General features: G+C 65.0%; 16 protein-coding genes. 14 read left to right on the top strand and 2 right to left on the bottom strand.

Annotated features, from left to right (window positions below; all coding sequences use genetic code 11):
- Nucleotides 1-3: 3 nt before the first annotated feature.
- The 4 genes from BLIN9172_RS07080 (at nt 4) to BLIN9172_RS07065 (ending at nt 5560) form a co-directional block, all read left to right on the top strand.
- Entirely contained in the window at nt 4-1521 is a 1518-nt protein-coding gene (locus BLIN9172_RS07080) for a hypothetical protein (protein WP_101554415.1), read from the top strand.
- A gap of 467 nt (nt 1522-1988) precedes the next feature.
- Nucleotides 1989-3143, top strand: a complete 1155-nt coding sequence (pdhA, locus tag BLIN9172_RS07075) for a pyruvate dehydrogenase (acetyl-transferring) E1 component subunit alpha (RefSeq protein ID WP_025779135.1) — start codon at nt 1989-1991, stop codon at nt 3141-3143.
- Nucleotides 3143-4120, top strand: a complete 978-nt coding sequence (locus BLIN9172_RS07070) for an alpha-ketoacid dehydrogenase subunit beta (protein WP_101554414.1) — start codon at nt 3143-3145, stop codon at nt 4118-4120. The genes pdhA and BLIN9172_RS07070 overlap by 1 nt, the downstream gene beginning before the upstream one ends.
- A gap of 18 nt (nt 4121-4138) precedes the next feature.
- Complete coding sequence (locus tag BLIN9172_RS07065; RefSeq protein ID WP_101554413.1) at nt 4139-5560, top strand: dihydrolipoamide acetyltransferase family protein; 1422 nt, start codon at nt 4139-4141, stop codon at nt 5558-5560.
- A gap of 259 nt (nt 5561-5819) precedes the next feature.
- Here BLIN9172_RS07065 and BLIN9172_RS07060 read toward each other — a convergent pair whose 3' ends face one another.
- Nucleotides 5820-6776: a protein kinase gene (locus tag BLIN9172_RS07060; RefSeq protein ID WP_101554412.1), complete on the bottom strand. Its 957-nt coding sequence runs from the start codon at nt 6774-6776 to the stop codon at nt 5820-5822.
- Nucleotides 6777-7341: 565 nt separating this feature from the next.
- Between BLIN9172_RS07060 and rpmB the strand changes: the two genes are divergently transcribed.
- The 7 genes from rpmB (at nt 7342) to BLIN9172_RS07025 (ending at nt 13365) form a co-directional block, all read left to right on the top strand.
- Nucleotides 7342-7578: a 50S ribosomal protein L28 gene (gene rpmB, locus BLIN9172_RS07055; protein WP_025779147.1), complete on the top strand. Its 237-nt coding sequence runs from the start codon at nt 7342-7344 to the stop codon at nt 7576-7578.
- Nucleotides 7578-7745, top strand: coding sequence for a 50S ribosomal protein L33 (rpmG, locus tag BLIN9172_RS07050; RefSeq protein WP_025779149.1), 168 nt, complete (start codon nt 7578-7580; stop codon nt 7743-7745). The genes rpmB and rpmG overlap by 1 nt, the downstream gene beginning before the upstream one ends.
- Nucleotides 7746-7751: 6 nt before the next feature.
- Entirely contained in the window at nt 7752-8057 is a 306-nt protein-coding gene (rpsN, locus tag BLIN9172_RS07045) for a 30S ribosomal protein S14 (RefSeq protein WP_025779151.1), read from the top strand.
- Between the two features lie 69 nt (nt 8058-8126).
- Entirely contained in the window at nt 8127-8414 is a 288-nt protein-coding gene (locus BLIN9172_RS07040) for an HU family DNA-binding protein (protein WP_025779153.1), read from the top strand.
- Nucleotides 8415-8667: 253 nt separating this feature from the next.
- Nucleotides 8668-10689, top strand: coding sequence for a bifunctional copper resistance protein CopD/cytochrome c oxidase assembly protein (locus BLIN9172_RS07035; protein WP_240811990.1), 2022 nt, complete (start codon nt 8668-8670; stop codon nt 10687-10689).
- A 419-nt stretch (nt 10690-11108) separates the two neighbouring features.
- On the top strand, nt 11109-12467 hold the full coding sequence (locus tag BLIN9172_RS07030) for an MFS transporter (RefSeq protein ID WP_101554411.1): 1359 nt from the start codon (nt 11109-11111) through the stop codon (nt 12465-12467).
- A gap of 151 nt (nt 12468-12618) precedes the next feature.
- Entirely contained in the window at nt 12619-13365 is a 747-nt protein-coding gene (locus BLIN9172_RS07025) for a 3-hydroxybutyrate dehydrogenase (RefSeq protein WP_025779158.1), read from the top strand.
- Nucleotides 13366-13454: 89 nt separating this feature from the next.
- Here the strand turns inward: BLIN9172_RS07025 and BLIN9172_RS07020 are convergent, their stop codons facing one another.
- Nucleotides 13455-14330, bottom strand: a complete 876-nt coding sequence (locus tag BLIN9172_RS07020; RefSeq protein ID WP_101554410.1) for a LysR family transcriptional regulator — start codon at nt 14328-14330, stop codon at nt 13455-13457.
- A gap of 140 nt (nt 14331-14470) precedes the next feature.
- Here BLIN9172_RS07020 and mmsB point away from each other — a divergent pair, with 140 nt between their 5' ends.
- The 3 genes from mmsB to BLIN9172_RS07005 all read left to right on the top strand — a co-directional run bounded on the left by mmsB (nt 14471) and on the right by BLIN9172_RS07005 (nt 18547).
- Nucleotides 14471-15376, top strand: coding sequence for a 3-hydroxyisobutyrate dehydrogenase (gene mmsB, locus BLIN9172_RS07015; RefSeq protein WP_101554409.1), 906 nt, complete (start codon nt 14471-14473; stop codon nt 15374-15376).
- Between the two features lie 344 nt (nt 15377-15720).
- Nucleotides 15721-16461, top strand: coding sequence for a YggS family pyridoxal phosphate-dependent enzyme (locus BLIN9172_RS07010; RefSeq protein ID WP_101554408.1), 741 nt, complete (start codon nt 15721-15723; stop codon nt 16459-16461).
- A gap of 151 nt (nt 16462-16612) precedes the next feature.
- Complete coding sequence (locus BLIN9172_RS07005) at nt 16613-18547, top strand: NHL domain-containing thioredoxin family protein (protein WP_101554407.1); 1935 nt, start codon at nt 16613-16615, stop codon at nt 18545-18547.
- Nucleotides 18548-18627 lie beyond the last annotated feature (80 nt).

Below are 18627 nucleotides of genomic sequence, written 5' to 3'. Positions count from 1 at the left end.
GCAATGATCGATTCGACGACGCGCGGCGGTGGGCGGATCACCGTCGACGAACGCGCCGATGGCAGCGGAGACGCACTGCAGACCGTCATCACCGACATCGGCGATCTGTCCGTCGACGCAGCTGTCGGAGACTTCGATCTCGCGACCCTGCTCACCCAGGTCCCGGCCCCTGTGACAGCGCTCAACCTCGATGCCTGCCGGATCCGATTCCACAGCCAGCTGACCGCCTCGGTGCTCGAGCTCGAGGCGACCCTGCTCGCCGTTCGGTCCGCAGCCTTCGCCTACCGTCAGGCGGAGAAGGGCCTCAGCGAGGTCTTCGGCGGACTGCTCGACGCTCTCGGCTACGCAACCGGACGGGTCCTCGCCCTCAGCCTGCCCGTCATCATCCCCGTCGCACTCGTGGTCGGGGCTCAGGTCGTTGCGGTCACGAAGATCCTCGACGTGACCGGACTCGACGACGTCATCACCAAACAGTTCGGAATCGACCTGGGCAAGACGAAGGCGAAAGCGAAGGAAGCGCTGATCACGTTCGTGTTCGAACAGTCGGATGTCACGGGAGCCGTCATCGAGCACGTGCTTCCGGGCTTCATCGTCGGATTCCTCGGGCTGCCTCCGTTCGTCCTCGATTCCGAAGGCGACCACGCGTTCTGGCCGCACGATTCGACGTCGATGACGATCTGGGTCCTGGCCGGTGCGAATGCATTCGGACTGCTGCTGCCCTCCGATGTCGAGGTATGGAGGGCGAAAGGACTGACGCCGCCGCACAAAGAGCCGCCACGTGACGTCGACGACCTCTTCCTCCGCGAAGCGAACTGCCACCGCGGAGCCGATTCCGGACAGGTCCGCATCGAGGAGATCGTCGGACCCGACGGGACGACCCGCTATATCGTCTACGTGCCGGCCACCACGGATTGGTCGCCGAAGCCGGGAGACAATACGACCGACCTGACGACGAACGTGCAGGGGATGGCCGGCAACGACACCGTGATGCGCGAAATGGTGCGCCAGGCGATCGCCGACGCCGGTATCGGGCACGACGCCGAGGTCATGCTCGTCGGCTATTCGCAGGGAGGGATCACCGCAGGTTCTCTGGCTGCGGACCCGGCCTTTCTCGACGATGTCAACGTCACGGCACTGATGACGGTGGGCGCTCCGGTCTCCGACTTCGCCATCGATGAGGGAATCGACGTACTCTCGATCGAACACGAACAGGACCTCGTGCCCGATCTCGACGGCAACGAGAACCCGGCGACGAAGAACTGGTCGACGGTCACCGTCGACTATGATCCCGACGAACTGCGCAGAGTCCCCGAGCTCGCGGACAAGACCGATGCCGAACTCGACGAGATGTTCGCCTCGGCCGGGGCGGCGCACTCCTCCGTCGCCTACGCTGCCTCCATCGGGCTTCTGCGCAGAGCCGGGACTCCCGCCTTCGACCGCTTCACCTCGAAGAACTCGGGCTTCTTCACCGGGGACCTCGCCAAGACGCGCGACTACCAGGGAAAGCGAAAGCGACACTGACCTCGGTCGGACGGGTGCGGCACTCGGCATCGACACGATGGGCCGCCTCGGTGCGGGAACGGGCCTGACCGAACCTGAAACCGACTGCGTGCCGGAGGGCCGCCTCGGTGCGCGAACGGACCTGACGAAACCTGTGCTCGGCATCGACACGAAGGGCCGCCTCGGTGCTCGGATGTGCATTGGTCGGACGATGGAGCATCTCTGCCGAGATCGACAATTGTCCACTCAGCGCTTTGGAACTCGGCCACATGTGTCGAGCTCGGGTCATAGTCTGTTTCTGACCTGCACTTTTGATACTCGAACCGCATGGGGAGAGTGGCAAGCAGTGAGTGGATTCGGTATTGTGATACCACCTGTGAATCAGATCACTCGAGGGCGAGTTCTCACATCCGAGGGCCCGCCCGACGGACACGGTCCACCACTGGTCACCTCCGGTGAAGATGGACCTCGAACAAAGGAGAACTGAAATGACCTCCAACATTTCAGTGGGAACCGGTGCTGCCCACAGTCAGTCCTCGGAGCCCAGAATGATCCAGATGCTCACCGAAGACGGAAATCGCGTCGAATCCGGTGAGTACGACGCCTTCGCCGCAGAACTCACCGATGAGGATCTGCGCGGCTTCTACCGGGATATGGTCCTGGTTCGCCGCATCGATGCCGAAGGAGCTGCCCTGCAGCGTCAGGGACAGTTGGGCCTGTGGGCGCCTCTGTTCGGACAGGAAGCGGCCCAGATCGGCATGGGACGAGCCGCTCGCCCCCAAGACTTCGTCTTCCCCACCTACCGCGAACACGGCCTCGCCTACACCCGCGGCGTCGAACCCGAAACCCTGCTGTCGATCTTCCGCGGTCAGAACCACGGCGGCTGGGATCCCCAGGAGCACCGCTTCCACACCTACACCATCGTCATCGGCTCGCAGGCCCTGCACGCCACCGGCTACGCCATGGGCATCACCATGGACGGCGACGTCGGCACCGGCGACATCGAACGCGACACTGTCTCCATCGCCTGCTTCGGCGACGGTGCGACCTCACAGGGCGATGTCTCCGAGGCGCTGACCTTCGCCGGAGCCTTCCACGCTCCGGTCCTGTTCTTCTGCCAGAACAACCAGTGGGCCATCTCCGAACCGACTCACGTCCAGTCCGCAGCTCCGCTGTCGACCCGCGGCGAAGGATTCGGAGTCCCCGGCATCCGCGTCGACGGCAACGACATCATCGCGATGTACTCCGTCGCCCGCGCCAGCCTCGATTCCGTGCGCGCCGGCCACGGTCCGATGCTCATCGAAGCCTTCACCTACCGTCGCGGTGCCCACACCACGGCCGATGATCCGACGAAGTACCGTGACAAGGCCGAAGAGGAGATCTGGGAGGACCGCGACCCGATCACCCGCCTCAAGGCGTATCTGGACAAGCACACCGAGACCAGCGACGAGTTCTTCGCCGAGGTGGACGCCGAGGCCGACACCCTGGCCGCCCGCATCCGCCACAACTGCATGACCATGGAGAACCCCGACGGCGTCGAGATGTTCGCGCACGTCACTGCGGAACCCCACTCCCTCGTCGACGAGGAACGTGCCGAATTCCTGGCATACCAGGCCTCGTTCGCCGATGCGGGTGAGGCCTGATGGAGAAACTTCCCCTCTCGAAGGCGATCACCGCCGGAATGCGCAAGGCCATGGAGGACGACCCGAAGGTCGTCCTCATCGGTGAGGACATCGGCAAACTCGGCGGCGTCTTCCGCGTCACCGAAGGTCTGCAGAAGGACTTCGGCCCGCAGCGCGTCATCGATGCCCCGCTGGCCGAGTCCGGCATCGTCGGCACCTCGATCGGCATGGCCATCCGCGGCTACCGTCCCGTCATCGAGATCCAGTTCGACGCATTCATCTTCCCGGCTTACGACCAGATCGTGACCCAGGTGGCGAAGCTGTACAACCGCACCCTGGGCAAGGAGAACATCCCCCTGGTCATCCGCGTGCCCTACGGCGGCGGCATCGGTTCACCCGAGCACCATTCGGAGAGCCCCGAGGCCGTGTTCGCCCACCACGCGGGACTGCGGCTCGTATCCCCGGCGAACGCTCATGACGCGTACTGGATGATCCAGGATGCGATCAAGAGCGAAGATCCGGTGATGTTCTTCGAACCCAAGCGTCGCTACTGGATGCGCGGAGACGTCGACACCTCCGCTCGCGGCGAGCTGGGCATGCACGACGCCCGGGTCGTGTCCGAAGGCACCGATGTCACCCTCGTCGCCTACGGGCCGTTGGTCCCGACGGCGCAGGACGTGGTCACTGCGGCCGCCGAGGAGGGCAAGAGCGTCGAACTCATCGACCTGCGCAGCCTCAACCCGATCGACTTCACCGCGATCGAGAAGTCCGTGACGAAGACCGGCCGACTGGTCGTCGCCCACGAGGCTCCGACCTTCTTGGGGTTGGGTTCGGAGATCGCCGCGCGCATCACCGAACGCTGCTTCTTCAACCTCGAAGCCCCGGTCATCCGGGTCGGCGGCTACCACACCCCGTACCCCGGTTCGCGAATGGAAGAGCACTACCTGCCCGACCTCGATCGCATCTTCGATGGTGTCGATCGGGCCCTGTCCTACTGATTTCGAGGAGAGTCAAGAATGTCATTCGAATTTCCTCTTCCCGACGTCGGTGAGGGCCTGACCGAGGCCGACATCGTCGCGTGGAAGGTCGCCCCCGGCGACACCGTCACCGTCAACCAGATCCTCGTCGAGATCGAGACCGCGAAGTCGCTCGTCGAGCTGCCCAGCCCGCACGCGGGCACCGTCGGTGCCCTCCTGGTCGAGGAGGGCCAGACCATCGAGGTCGGCACCCCGATCATCCGCTTCGGCGGAGATGACTCCGGCGCCGAGGCGGCCCCCGCCTCCGCCGGTGCGCCGGCTTCCGGTTCGGCCGAGGAATCGGCCGATGCCTCCGGCGATGCCGACGGTGGAGCCACCCTCGTCGGGTACGGGGCGAGGGAGACGTCGTCGAAGCGTCGTCCGCGCAAGGGCGCTCCCGTCCCAGCCTCTGCGGCTGGCGCTGCTCCCGCAGCGTCGGCTGCGGAGGGGACGGCCGCGGAGGGGGCGGCGCCAGCGGCGTCGGCTCCTGCAGCGGCTCCCGCTGCTCAAGCACAGCCCGCATCGGCACCTGCCTCACCCGGCAAACCGCTGGCGAAGCCGCCCGTGCGGAAGCTTGCGAAGGATCTCGGCGTCGACCTGTCCCAGGTGACCCCGACCGGTCCCCGCGGCGACGTCACGCGCGATGATGTGCACGCCGCCGCCAACAGGACGGCCGCACCGACCGCAGGTGCGACGGCACCGGCGGCCGCCTCGGCGAGTGATCAGGCAGCGCTCGAAGAGCGGATCCCGTTCAAGGGCGTGACGAAGATGATGGCCAAGGCCATGGTCGATTCGGCATTCACCATGCCGCACGTCACCGAGTTCCTCGACGTCGACGTCACCGAGACGATGGCGATGGTCCGCCGGCTCAAGTCGACGAAGTTCCTCGGCGAGGATGTGAAGGTCTCTCCGCTGCTCATCGTCGCCAAGGCAGTGGCGTGGGCCGTGGGACGCAATCCGCGGATCAACTCGTGCCTCGAAGGCGACGAGATCGTCGTGAAGAAGTACGTCAACCTCGGCATCGCGGCCGCCACCCCGCGCGGACTCATCGTGCCGAACATCAAGAACGCGCAGGCCATGGGTCTGGGCGAACTGGCGCAGGGAATTCAGGATCTCACCGCTCTGGCGCGGTCGGGCAAGACACCGCCGGCCGATCAGGCCGGGGGTACGATCACGATCACGAATGTGGGCGTCTTCGGAGTCGACGCCGGTACGCCGATCATCAATCCGGGCGAGGCCGCGATCCTCGCTTTCGGGCAGGTGCGGAAGAAGCCGTGGGTGGTGGGCGACGAGATCGTTCCGCGTGAGATCACCACGCTGTCGGTCAGCGCCGATCACCGTGTCGTCGACGGCGAGATCATCTCGAAGTTCCTCGCCGATGTCGGCCGGGGTCTGGAGGACCCGACCCTGATGTTGGCCTGAAGCCTCACCCTGGTGTCGGCTGTTCGTCGGCGCAAGGGCGTGAACGTGACGAGAACGCCCCGGTTTCGCACAGTGCGAGGCCGGGGCGTTCTTTCTGTCCCTAGTGCCGGCCGCAGCCCAGTCTGAGGCAGATAGCCCAGCTTCAAATCTGTGCTATCTGCCTCAGACTGGGCTGCGAGCAATTGGCAGAACGGTGACGATCGCCCTGCGCATTGGCGGAGCCGATCTGCATAAGCAGGGGCCAAGCCGACTGGCGGGTCTATCCGTCGAGGTAGGCGCTGTTGTCCTTGGGGCTGCCGTCCTTGACGAGACGCTTGGCGATGCAGTGGTTGCGGTCAAGACCCCACGAACGGCACTGGTCGAGCGCCTGTTCCGGGTCGCCGTAGCCGGTGTCGACGACCGTGACCCAGTAGCTGCCGTCCTTGTACGAGGCCCAGTCGCCGCTGTGGATGAGGATCGCGCCCGGATACTTGATCTTATTGGCTTCGTACTCGTTGAGGATGTCCTGCGCCGACCATGTCTTGCCGTCGGCCTTGAGGCCGACGTTCTTCGCACTCACCTGGGTCACCCACTGACCTTCGAGGTCAGCGGCCTTCTTCGTGCCTTGAACCGTATAGGCGTCGAGCTGCTGTTCGGGGTTCTTCGTCGGTTGGACCAGATCGTCGGACGGGCTGGGTGACGGGCTCTCCGGCTCACTTGATCCGACATCGACGGGGACGGTTCCCGACGAGGGAGCGAGCCACCGGATGCCGAAGAACCCCACCAGAGCCAGAATCATGAGGATGGCGATGATGACGACGGTGATCTTCAGACTGTTGCGTGAAGGCGAATCATTGTGGACGGTGGGCGGAAATTGCGGTGGAGCAGGAGTCTGGGAACCATTCCGTGCCGAGCCGCCGGAATCGTTGCCGCCACCGCCGGCAGACCACTGAACTTGCTGAGAATCCGCATTCTGATGAGGGCCGGCAGAGTGAGAATCATCGAAAGGTGAGTGCCCGGCCGGCGCGAAGACATTGCCGCTGCGAGCTTTCGAGATCGACTGTTCGCCCGTGTGCCGTTCGAGGTACTCGTAGTAGGTCGAGTTGTCGAAATGGGCAGACGAACGGTCCGCTCCATTCCCGTACGTCGGGTTCTGACCAGCGGATTCACCAGAACCCTTGTGCCAGTCGTCGCTCGTCGCCGGACGAATGCGCGGCCTCTGTGGAACGTCGCTCATCAGTCCTCCCGAATGCCAGATGTGGTGGCAATCATCTACTTACCTTGGCACGAGTCGAGCAGGCGTTCAACAGGATCGCCGACAGGACGCGTTGCCGACGAAAGCCTACTGCGGAAATCACCGAGTTGGCTTGACCCCAGCTGTGAAAGTCCCTCCGGGCATCGGTGGAGGCTGCAGAGGCCACCTCGGAGCGGCTGAAGTCCGTGACGAAGACCCCACGGCAGAAGCCGAGATGAATTTGCCCTCCGACCCGCTGTCTCAGTAAGATTGATTTCTGTTGTGTCGTAGCAGGCAGGTCGCCGATCGATCTGCTAGGACACGCATGGTGCTCACCCACCGCTGCACTCCAGCTTCGGCCATCTCTCACAGGCTACGGCTTCAGCGCTGGTGAGACATCTCGCCCGAACGGGCAGACCTGTTTCGGCGTACACAATTTTCACGGTGACAGTCGAGAAAATTTGTTGATGTCTTCCGACATCGGCGCAAGCGAGCGGGGAGAACACTCACGTGCGATCCCGCAGGAGCTTGTTTCGAGAGTCGGTAACTTGTGAACTGGAGGAGAGACATGGCAGCAACCTGCCAGGTAACCGGGGCCGTCCCCGGTTTCGGACACAACGTGTCCCACTCGAAGCGCCGCACGAAGCGCCGCTTCAACCCGAACATTCAGAAAAAGCGCTACTACGTTCCGTCGCTGCGCCGCAACGTCACGCTGACCCTGTCCGCTAAGGGCATCAAGGTCATCGACGCTCGCGGAATCGACGCTGTGGTCAACGAACTCATCGCCAAGGGAGTGAAGCTCTGATGGCTAAGACACAGGATGTTCGTCCCATCATCAAGCTCAAGTCGACGGCCGGCACCGGGTACACCTACGTGACCCGCAAGAACCGCCGCAACACTCCGGACCGCATCGTGCTCAAGAAGTACGATCCCGTAGTCCGCAAGCACGTCGATTTCCGAGAGGAGCGCTGAGCGCACATGGCTAAGAAGTCAAAGATCGCAAAAGACAAGCAGCGTCGCGTCATCGTTGAACGCTATGCAGAGCGCCGCGCGACTCTCAAGCGTCAGCTGACCCACCCCGATTCCACCGACGAGCAGCGCGAAGAGGCACGCCTCGCCCTGCAGAAGCTTCCCCGCGATGCTTCGCCGGTTCGCGTTCGCAACCGTGACCAGGTCGACGGTCGTCCGCGTGGCTACCTCCGGAAGTTCGGACTCTCCCGAGTCCGTTTCCGCGAAATGGCTCACAACGGCGAGTTGCCCGGCGTTACCAAGTCAAGCTGGTAATCTCGAGGAAGTTCGTCATCGGAAAAACGGACCGGTGACCTACCGACTTGTCCTAAGGAGGACACTTTTATGGCTAAGAACCGCAGTGAGCTCGTTGCAGAAGTTGCCGAGAAGTCCGGCCTGACCCAGAAGCAGGTCTCGGACGTGCTCGATGGTGTCTTCGATGTCTTCTCCGATGTCGTGGCCAAGGGCGAAAAGCTCACCATCCCCGGCTGGCTCTCCGTTGAGCGCACCGAGCGTGCCGCTCGCAAGGGTCGCAACCCGCAGACCGGTGAAGAGATCCAGATCAAGGCCGGCTACTCCGTGAAGCTGTCCGCTGGTTCGAAGCTGAAGGGCGCCGCTGGCAGCCCGAACTGATCTACGCAGCAGCAGCAAATGGCCCGGATCGTCTGATCCGGGCCATTTGCTGTCTCAGAACGTCGGCGAACTGGAGGAATCGTCGTCCCCGACGACGGAACCCACCCTCGCCGAGGCGGCTCCCCGAGATCTCGACCACGAAGGGATCTCCCGGTTGGCAGTGCGGCGGCGCCGAACGATATCCTGGAGGCATGTCAGAAGGGTCGGTTCGCGCGCAGTGAGTTCATCAGGAATCGAGCCGATCACACGGTTCGTGCAACGTGCCACGGTCCCCATCGTCGTCTTCCTGGGACTCATCGCCGGTCTGGCCGCACTCTTCTTCACCGGAGCAGCCAACCCCACTCTGCTCAATGACCCCGGCTCCGTCGTCCGCTTCGGTCTTCCCGCAGCCAAATTCGTCTTCAACACTGCGATGTCGCTGACCATCGGTGCCCTCATGTTCGCCGTCCTCATCCTCCCGCGCACAGCCGGCGGTCGAGGTCGCCGACACAAGAGCCCGGACGACGACCTTCCTCTCGATCCCCTGTGGACGGGGGCGGTTCGGATCGCCGAATACTCGTCGGTCGTGTGGACGCTGTCCGCGGTCGCCGTGCTCGTCTTCTCATTCGTCGACACCGTCGGTGCCCAGGCGTACCTCGATTTCTCGAATCAGCTCGGCGTCTTCGTCACTCAGATCGCCTACGGGCAGCTGTGGGTGCTCATCGTCGTCCTCATCGCCGTCGCCTCGACTCTGTGCTTCGGCACTCGCTCCCATGTCGGCATCGCCGCTGCCGGAGTGCTCAGTCTCGCCGTGATCCTGCCCTTGGCCCTGATGGGCCACTCCTCAGAGGCCTCCGGTCACACTCAGGCCGTCAACAGCCTCGGCCTGCACATCCTCGGTGCGGTCCTCTGGCTCGGTGGGCTCTTCGTCATTGCGCTGCTGGGAACACGCCTGGCCACCTCGAAGCACCTCAAGCCGATAGTCGAACGGTATTCGACGATCGCACTCATCTCCTTCGGTCTCATCGTCTTCTCCGGAGTCGTCAACTCGCTCCTGCGCGTGAAAGGTTTCGACGACCTGATGACCCCCTACGGGCAGGTCATCCTCGCAAAGGCGTTCGCGACCGTGCTGCTCGGTCTGATCGGCTTCTGGCACCGTCAGTTCGTCATCTCGCGTTTGGGCTCTGCCGCCTCGGCGACGGTGGAATTCTGGCGTCTCATCACCGTCGAATTCATCCTCTTCGGAATCACGATGGGCATGGCCGTGGCCTTGGCCCGGTCGCAGCCGCCGGTGCCGCAGGAACCGGTGGGCGACCCCACCCCGGCCGAGATCCTCACCGGCGATCCGCTGCCGCCGAAGCCCGACCTGTCCCGCTACTTCAGCGAATGGTCGATGGATCCGCTGTGGATCGCGATCGCTGTGGGCTTCTCGATCGCCTACATCGTGGCGTTCATCAACCTCCGCCGCCGCGGCGACAGGTGGCCGGTGCTGCGCCTCGTCAGCTGGCTGGTGGGCATGGTCTTCCTCGTCTACGTCACCTCGGGCGGACCCCGCGTTTACGGCGAGGTGCAGTTCTCCGCGCACATGATCGAACACATGCTTCTGGTCATGGTCGTACCCCTGCCGCTCGTGCTCGGCGCACCGATCACCATGCTCATGCGCGGGACGAAGGCACGCACGGACGGGTCCGTCGGCCTGCGCGAATGGGTGCTCTGGCTCGTCCACACCCCGTATCTGCGCTTCTTCGCACACCCGATCGTGGCGAGCGTGAACTTCGCGGGTTCGCTGATCGTCTTCTACTATTCGGGAATCATGTACTACGCGCTCGATACGCATCTCGGGCACGAGCTGATGATCGCGCACTTCCTCGGCGCCGGGTACCTGTTCGCTCAGGCGCTCATCGGCATCGACCCGGGCGTCAAGCGCCCCGTCTTCCCGATGCGGCTCGTGATGCTGCTGGTGACGATGGCCTTCCACGCCTTCTTCGGCATCTCGATCATGAGCTCGAACGTGCTGATCGCCGGAGACTGGTTCGGCAACGTCGGCGCAGGCTGGGGCTATACGGCCATCGATGACCAGCAGCTCGGCGGTTCCATCGCGTGGGGCATCGGCGAGTTCCCGACCCTGTTCATCGCGATCATGGTCTGCGTCCAGTGGGCGAAGTCCTCGGACCGGGAAGCCAAGCGCATCGACCGCAGCGAAGATCGCACCGACGACGCCGAGCTGCGCGCCTACAATGCGATGCTCGCCTCGATGGCCGAGCGCGACGCAAAGGCACCTCCGCGCCGGCGGTGAGTTCGGGGCCTCTCTGGTCGGTCGGCGCGGGGACCACGGTGCGGTCGGGGCCGCCTCGGTGCGGTGACTCGTCGCGGGCGGGAGGCGGCTTGTCACGCAGAGCCGATCGTGCCGCAATGGGCCTTGCGGTCGGACTGCAGCAGCATCTGCCGGCTGCACATCAGTTGCACATCGGCTGTGCACGAATGTGCACCGGAAATTCTCGGATTACGGCCAGGTCGGTGCCAAAAACTCTGTAACGTGGCGCACACTGATCCTTGGATGAGAAATGTCCAAGCGCCCGAAACACTGGGCTGAAGTAGGGGGTCGCCGGCCGCGCCGATGCGGTCTGAGTGCCCCGGGCTGTCAGCCGATCGGCGCCAGAGCAAGTCGATTCGCGCATTCAACGGTGACGCGGATTGTGGAAACGAAGGAGTCCCATGAGTTCTCAGAACAATGCTGAGAGGAAGTCGATCCGCGCCCAGCTGCGCAAGGTCGTCGCTGCCTCGATGGCCGGAACGGTTGTCGAATGGTACGAGTTCTTCCTCTACGGTTCGGCCGCCACGCTGGTGTTCAATCACATCCTGTTCCCGCCTTCCGACAATCCGCTGACGCCGATCCTGGCCGGCTTCGCCACCTATGCGGTCGGCTTCATCGCCCGTCCCATCGGCGGCATCGTCTTCGGCCACTTCGGCGACAAGTACGGACGCAAGAAGCTGCTGCAGCTGTCGATCATCCTCGTCGGTGCGGCCACCTTCCTCATGGGCTGCCTGCCGACATTCGACCAGATCGGCTATCTCGCCCCGATCCTGCTCGTGCTGCTGCGGGTGGTCCAGGGCTTCGCCGTCGGCGGCGAATGGGGCGGAGCGGTCCTCCTCGTGGCCGAGCACGCTCCGAACAAGGAACGCGGATTCTGGTCGTCATTCCCGCAGTCCGGAGTTCCCTTGGGCAACCTGCTTGCCACCGCGGTTCTGTTCGTTCTCACCGCAACGCTGACCGAAGAGCACTTCCTGTCGTGGGGCTGGCGTGTCTCGTTCTGGCTCTCGGCCGTCATCGTTCTCATCGGCTACTACATCCGCACCCGCGTCTCCGATGCGCCGATCTTCGACGAGGTTCAGGCCGAGGAGATCGAGGAAGGCGTCGACTACGGCGTCAAGGCCGTGTTCAAGCGCTACCCGCGTGAGGTCTTCGCCGCGATGGGCCTGCGTTTCGTCGAGAACATCCACTACTACCTCGTGGTGACCTTCTCGATCACTTACCTTGCCACGCAGGTGCAGATCGAAGCGGCCGAGATCCTCGGACTCCTGCTCGGAGCTCACGCGATCCACGCAGTCCTCGTTCCGCTCGTCGGTGCCGCCACCGACAGGATCGGACGCAAGTTGCCCTACGCTGCCGGCATCATCCTGACTGCGACGTGGGGCTTCTTCGCCTTCCCGATGTATGACACCGGAAGCGCCGTCATGATCTTCCTCGCCCTCCTCATCGGACTGGTCTTCCACGCGCTGATGTATGCGGGCCAGCCGGCGATCATGTCCGAGATGTTCCCGACTCGCATGCGCAATTCGGGCGTGTCGACCGGCTACCAGGTCACAGCCATCGTTGCGGGATCCTTCGCGCCGATCATCGCCACTGCGCTCCTCGACGCCTTCGGGTCCTCGATCCCGATCGCACTCTACCTGCTGGCCGCTGCGATCATCTCGTTCATCGCTCTGATGTTCACCCGCGAGACCAAGGGCATCGACCTGCGCTCGCTCGACCATGCAGACAAGGTGCGCCGCGGAGTCGCCACTGCCGGCTGACGTCAGTCGCTCGAGGTCTGACGGGGGCGGTGTCGGTGAAGACCGGCACCGCCTCTTCGCCTGCCGCTCGGCGCACCTCGATGAATCTTCACCCTCCCCACGGCGGAAGATGGACACGGACCACAGACCCGAACCACGAAAGGGGCATCTCATGGGAGACCTCACCAGCAAACGCGCCCTCGTCACCGGCGGAGCATCCGGGCTCGGCAAGGCGATCGTTCAGTCCTTCGCGCAGGCTGGCGCCTCCGTCATCGTCGCCGACGTCGACGCTGACGCGGCCCAGGCTGTCGCCGACGACATCGGCGGCGAAGCGTGGGCAGTCAACCTGGCGGACACCTCGGCGCTGGACGGCACCGACCTCGACGTCGACATCCTCGTCAACAACGCCGGCATCCAGCGGATCCACCCGATCACGGAATTCCCGCTCGAGGACTGGCGGCTGATCAACACGCTCATGCTCGAAGCACCGTTCGTGCTCACGAAGGCAGTGCTGCCGAAGATGTGCGAACGCGGCTGGGGACGCATCATCAACCTCTCGTCCGTCCACGGGCTGCGCGCCTCGGCGAACAAGTCCGCCTATGTCGCGGCCAAGCACGGACTCATGGGGCTGACGAAGACGACCGCACTCGAGGCCGGACCGCACGGAGTGACGTGCAATGCGATCAACCCCGGCTATGTGCTCACGCCCCTGGTCAAGGGACAGATCGCCGACCAGGCGAAGACGCACGGCATCAGCGAGGACGAGGTCCTCGAACAGGTCTTCCTCGGCCATTCCGCGGTGCCCAAGCTCGCCGAACCCGAGGACGTCGCGGCCATTGCGCTCTTCCTGGCGGGGGAGCATGCCGCGGTCATCAACGGCAGTGCTCACAGCATCGACGGCGGTTGGGTCGCCGCCTGACTCGCTCCGGCACACCCTCCCCTCCTCGGACTACCCGACGGCGGCCCAGCAACCTCGCGCCAGGTTGCTGGGCCGCCGACGGGTAGCAATTAGAGGGATTCTAGGACTTTGCGGACTCCGGCGTTGCGCAGGGACTCGTGGCGGACCGAAGCCCAATAGGACACCCGCTTGGAGAACAGCTCCGGCAGCACCTGCACGAGGCGCGAATTGCCATGGGCGAGGAAGTCCGGCAGGATGCCGATCCCGGCCCCGTGCGAGGTCGCGAGCACATGCGCATGCACCGAGGTGGACCGGAAGAAGCCTGTCCCCCGGGGAAGGGCATCGGCCGCCTCGTCGAGATCATCGACCCGCAGCGAATTCTCGATGTAGTAGACCATCCGGTGGTCGGCCAGATCATCCAGCGTCTGCGGCATCGGATGCGAGGAGATGTAGTCCTGCGAGGCATAGAGCTGGAGCCGGTAGTCGCGGATGTGCTTGGCAATCGACCGTGGGGCATCAGGACGACCGACGACGATCTCGATATCGACACCCGACCGGTACTGCCTGGCCCGCTGTGTGGCGGTGATCAGTTCGATCTGCAGTCCCGGATGCTGCGCCTGCAGCGTGGTGAGCGCCGGAACGGCATACTCAAGGGCGAAGGCCTGCGGACAGGCCAGCCGGATCGTCCCGGACAGAGCCGAGTTCGAATGCGCATCGATGCGGCCCAGCGCGGCCTCGATGTCCTCGGCGATCGGCAGCAGCTGGCGCCCGGCGGCGCTGAGCTCCCACCCGTCGGGGGAAGCGACGAGCACGCGATCGCCATACGCCTTCTCGAGCGCGGCGATGCGCCTGGACACGGTCGTGTGGTTGAGCCCGAGGCTGTGCGCGGCGGCCGTGAACTTCCCCAGCCGGGCGACGGCGAGCAGAGTCAGCAGATCCTCGGGGGCGATCTGCAGACTCGAACTGCCAGGTGCATAGGAAGCCATAGTGGCCCCATTCTATCTGCGTCCGCGCACACAACCGGTGCGGAATAGGTGAGGCGGCACGCCGACCTTCCGTCCACCGACTGGCGTACTGTGAGAGGGAACACCTAAGAGTTGCTGAACATGATGCGAGGAGGCATATTATGTCGACGATTGGATGGGTTGGCCTGGGGAATATGGGCCGCCCGATGACTGCGAACCTGGTCAGGGCCGGTCACACCGTCAATGGTTTCGATCTCGTCCCCGAAGCCGTGGACGCAGCCGCGAAGAACGGGGTGAACCCCGTGAACTCCATCGCCGAGGCGGTCGCCGGTGCCGATATCGTCTTCACGATGCTGCCCAAGGGTGAGCACGCCCGCACCGCCTACCTCGAGCCCGACGGCGTCCTGGCCAACGCGGACCAGAGGACCCTCCTCGTCGATTCCTCGACGATCGACTTCGATTCGGCTCGTCTCCTCCACGCCGAGGCGAAGAAGGCAGGCTTCCGCCTCATCGACGGACCCGTCTCCGGCGGAGTCACCGGTGCCGAAGCCGGCACCCTGACGTTCATGCTCGGCGGTGCCGACGCCGACGTCGCAGAGGCCCGTCCCGTCATCGAGGCGATGGCCGGCAACATCTTCCACGCCGGCGGTGACGCCGCAGGTCAGGCCGCGAAGATCGTGAACAACATGATGCTCTCGATCAGCCTCCAGGGTGTCGTCGAAGGCGCCGTGCTCGCCGATCGCTTCGGCCTCGATCCGAAGGTCTTCCACGATATTGCGAAGGTGTCCTCCGGTGACTCCTGGCCGCTGCGTACGTGGTACCCGGTGCCGGGGGTGACGACGACGGCCGCGGCGAACAACGAATTCCAGCCCGGCTTCGCCACCGCGCTCATGCACAAGGACGTCGGCCTGGCCCTCGCCGGCGCCGAGACCCAGGGCGTCGACCTCCCGGCCGCCGCACTCGTCCACGCACAGCTGCAGAAGCTCATCGACGACGACCTCGGCGGACTCGACACGTCCGCCCTGATCAGGAACATCGACCCGAACGCCGAGGGCCTGCCGAAGTAGGCACTGCAACGGTGCCGAGGCGGCACCGAGTTGCGGACGATCCGTGTCGAAGAACCACAGTGAATTCGACACGGATCGTCCGCAACTCGTATACCGGCCCGGTGGACCGGCCCGGTGGACCGGCCCGGTGGACCGGCCCGGTGGACCGGCTAGGTGGACCGGCTAGGTGGACCGGCTAGGTGGACCGGCTAGGTGGACCGGCTAGGTGGACCGGCTAGGTGGACCGGCTAGGTGGACCGGCCCGGATGCGGGCCCGTTCCCGTCGCGACACCTGGTGCGGGACTCGGCCGTCCGGGCATCCTCGGCGACCTGAAACTTCGTGCGGCTCATGCAAGACTGGAGTCATGAGTACGCCTGATTCTGTCTCTCCGCTGTCCGCCGACGACATCGCCGCCATCACCGGCAACCTCGACGAGGTCGCTGATCGGGCCCGGGCCGCCGCCGAGGCGAGCGGTCGCAGCGGGGACGATGTGCGCGTGCTGCTGGCGACTAAGACGCAGCCGGCGGAGAAGATCCGCGTCGCCCTCGAACACGGGTTCACGCTCATCGGCGAGAACAAGGTGCAGGAGATCACCGGCAAGGCCGAGGCGCTCGCCGACCTCGATCCCGAGACCCACCTCATCGGACCGCTGCAGCGCAACAAGGTCAATCACACCCTGCGGCATGCTCAGTGCATCCAGTCCGTCGACAACCTCTCGCTGGCCGAGAAGATCAACAACCGCCTCGACGTCCTCGATGAGACCGTCGACTACTTCATCCAGGTCAACACCTCCCGCGAGGACTCGAAGTTCGGTGTCGCACCCGAAGACGCCGAGGAGCTCATCACCGCGACCCGGGCACTCGGCCGGATGCGGCTGCGCGGACTCATGACGATCGGACTGCCCGGCAGCAGCCCCGAAGAGATCCGCCCCAGCTACTCCGACCTGCGCGAGCTCAGCGAGACGCTGCGCGGATCAGGGGTCATGCCCGCCGAGGCGGACGAGCTGTCGATGGGCATGAGCGGCGACTTCGAACTCGCCATCGCCGAAGGAGCGACGATCGTCCGCGTCGGATCGAGCATCTTCGGCGCCCGCGACTACTCCTGACCGCTCGTCCGCGCCCGCGACTACTCCTGACCGGTCCTCCACACCCGCACGGGCCGACTCGGCATCCGCCGCATTCCCGGGCGGGGGAGAGAACCGTCACTTGATGACGTTGGGAAGGCCGCCTCGGTGGAGGATCTGCGATCATAGAACCATGAACAGCAGTCCAGATATCTCCGCGGCAGCCACCTCCTCGGCACGGGACGTCAAGGTCCGTGCGCCCGAACTCGTCGGTCGCCGGTGGATGAACTCCGGCGGCAAGGATCTGACCCTGGCCGATCTGCGCGGAAAGGTCGTCCTCCTCGACTTCTGGACGTTCTGCTGCATCAACTGCCTCCACGTCCTCGACGAACTGCGCCCGTTGGAGGAGAAGTACGCGGGGGAGCTCGTCATCATCGGCGTGCACTCGCCGAAGTTCGAGTTCGAACGCACCGTCGAAGCCGTCGATCGGGCCGTGGAGCGCTACCAGGTCGAACACCTCGTCCTCGACGATCCCGACCTCGTCACCTGGCAGGCGTACACCGCCCGCGCCTGGCCGACCTTGGCCGTCATCGACCCCGAGGGCTACCTCGTGGCGACCATGTCCGGTGAGGGCCATGCCGCCGGTCTCACCGAGATCATCGAGGGCCTCATCGACGAGCACTCGGCGAAGGGCACCCTCCATTCGGGTGACGGTCCCTACGTTCCGCCACCGGCCCCGGAGACGGATCTGTTCTACCCGGGCAAGGCCACTCGCCTGCCCTCGGGCCACCTCCTCGTCGCTGATTCCGGGCACCACAGCCTCGTCGAATACGACGACGATGCGGCCACGATCATCCGCCGCATCGGCACCGGTGAACGCGGCGGCGTCGACGGCGATTTCGCCTCGGCGAGCTTCAGCGAACCCGGCGGCATCACCGTGCTGCCTGCCGACCTGGCGGCCGAAGTCGGCTACGAGCTCGTCGTCGCCGACACCGTCAATCACACCCTGCGCGGAATCGACCTGACGGACGAGACGGTCACGACTATCGCCGGCACCGGTGAGCAGCACATGGTCGGCGCCATCGACAATGTCCGCGGCAAGCCCGGTGGGCTGGGACGATACGACGGACCCGCCCTTGATGTGAAGCTGTCATCGCCATGGGATGTCCTCTTCGTCCCCTCCACCGCCGAGGTGGTCGTGGCGATGGCAGGCAACCACACCCTCTGGTCTTTCGACCCGAAGGCCGGCACGATCCGCATCCTCTCCGGCACGATGAACGAAGGTCTGGTCGACGGCGACGGGGGGTCCGCATGGTTCGCCCAGTCCTCCGGTCTCGACCTCGGTCCCGAGGGCGAGGTGTACGTCGCCGACTCCGAGACCTCGGCGATCCGCCGTCTCGACCCGGCAACCGGTGAGGTGTCCTCACTGGTGGGCGTCGGTCTCTTCGACTTCGGCTTCCGTGACGGACCGGCCGCCGAGGCGCGCCTGCAGCACCCGCTGGGCGTGCGCAGTCTGCCCGACGGGTCGGTCGCGATCGCCGACACCTACAACGGTGCGATCCGCCGCTTCGACCCGAAGACCGAGGAAGTCACGACTCTGGCGCGCGGACTGCGCGAACCCTCGGACATCGTCCTCATCGACAATGCGGGCACCTCCGATGAGGCCGAACTCATCGTCGTCGAATCCGCGGCGCACGCACTCACTCGGGTGAAGCTGCCCAAGGACGCTCAGAAGGTCGACGAGGGCGCGCTGACGACGAAGCGCCCGTCGACCGAGATCGCCTCCGGCCCGGTGTCGCTGACCGTGAGCTTCACCGTCCCGGCCGGTCAGAAGCTCGACGACCGCTGGGGCGATCCCACGTTCCTGCAGGTGTCTGCGACTCCGCCGGAACTCATCGTCTCCGGTGCCGGAGGAGCCGAAGGGCTCCGCCGCGATATCGTCATCGATCCCGAGTTCACCGAGGGAGTGCTGCACGTGACTGCCCGGGCCGCCGCCTGCGATGGCGAGCCCGGGGGAGAGATTCCGCTGCACGCGGCCTGCCACCTCTACCAGCAGGACTGGGGAATCCCCGTCGAGCTCGCGGACTCGGCGCCGAACGAACTCACCCTCGACCTCCGCGGCGCCTGAGCGCTCGGCCACCGGAGTGAGGGCCGCAGCCGATCAGGCGGACGGTCATCGCTGAAACGCCCCTGCACGGAGATCGTTGG

The organism is Brevibacterium linens ATCC 9172 (genome assembly GCF_900169165.1).
In the GTDB taxonomy this organism is placed as follows: Bacteria; Actinomycetota; Actinomycetes; order Actinomycetales; family Brevibacteriaceae; genus Brevibacterium; species Brevibacterium linens.
This window is presented reverse-complemented; position numbering and strand designations above follow the sequence as displayed.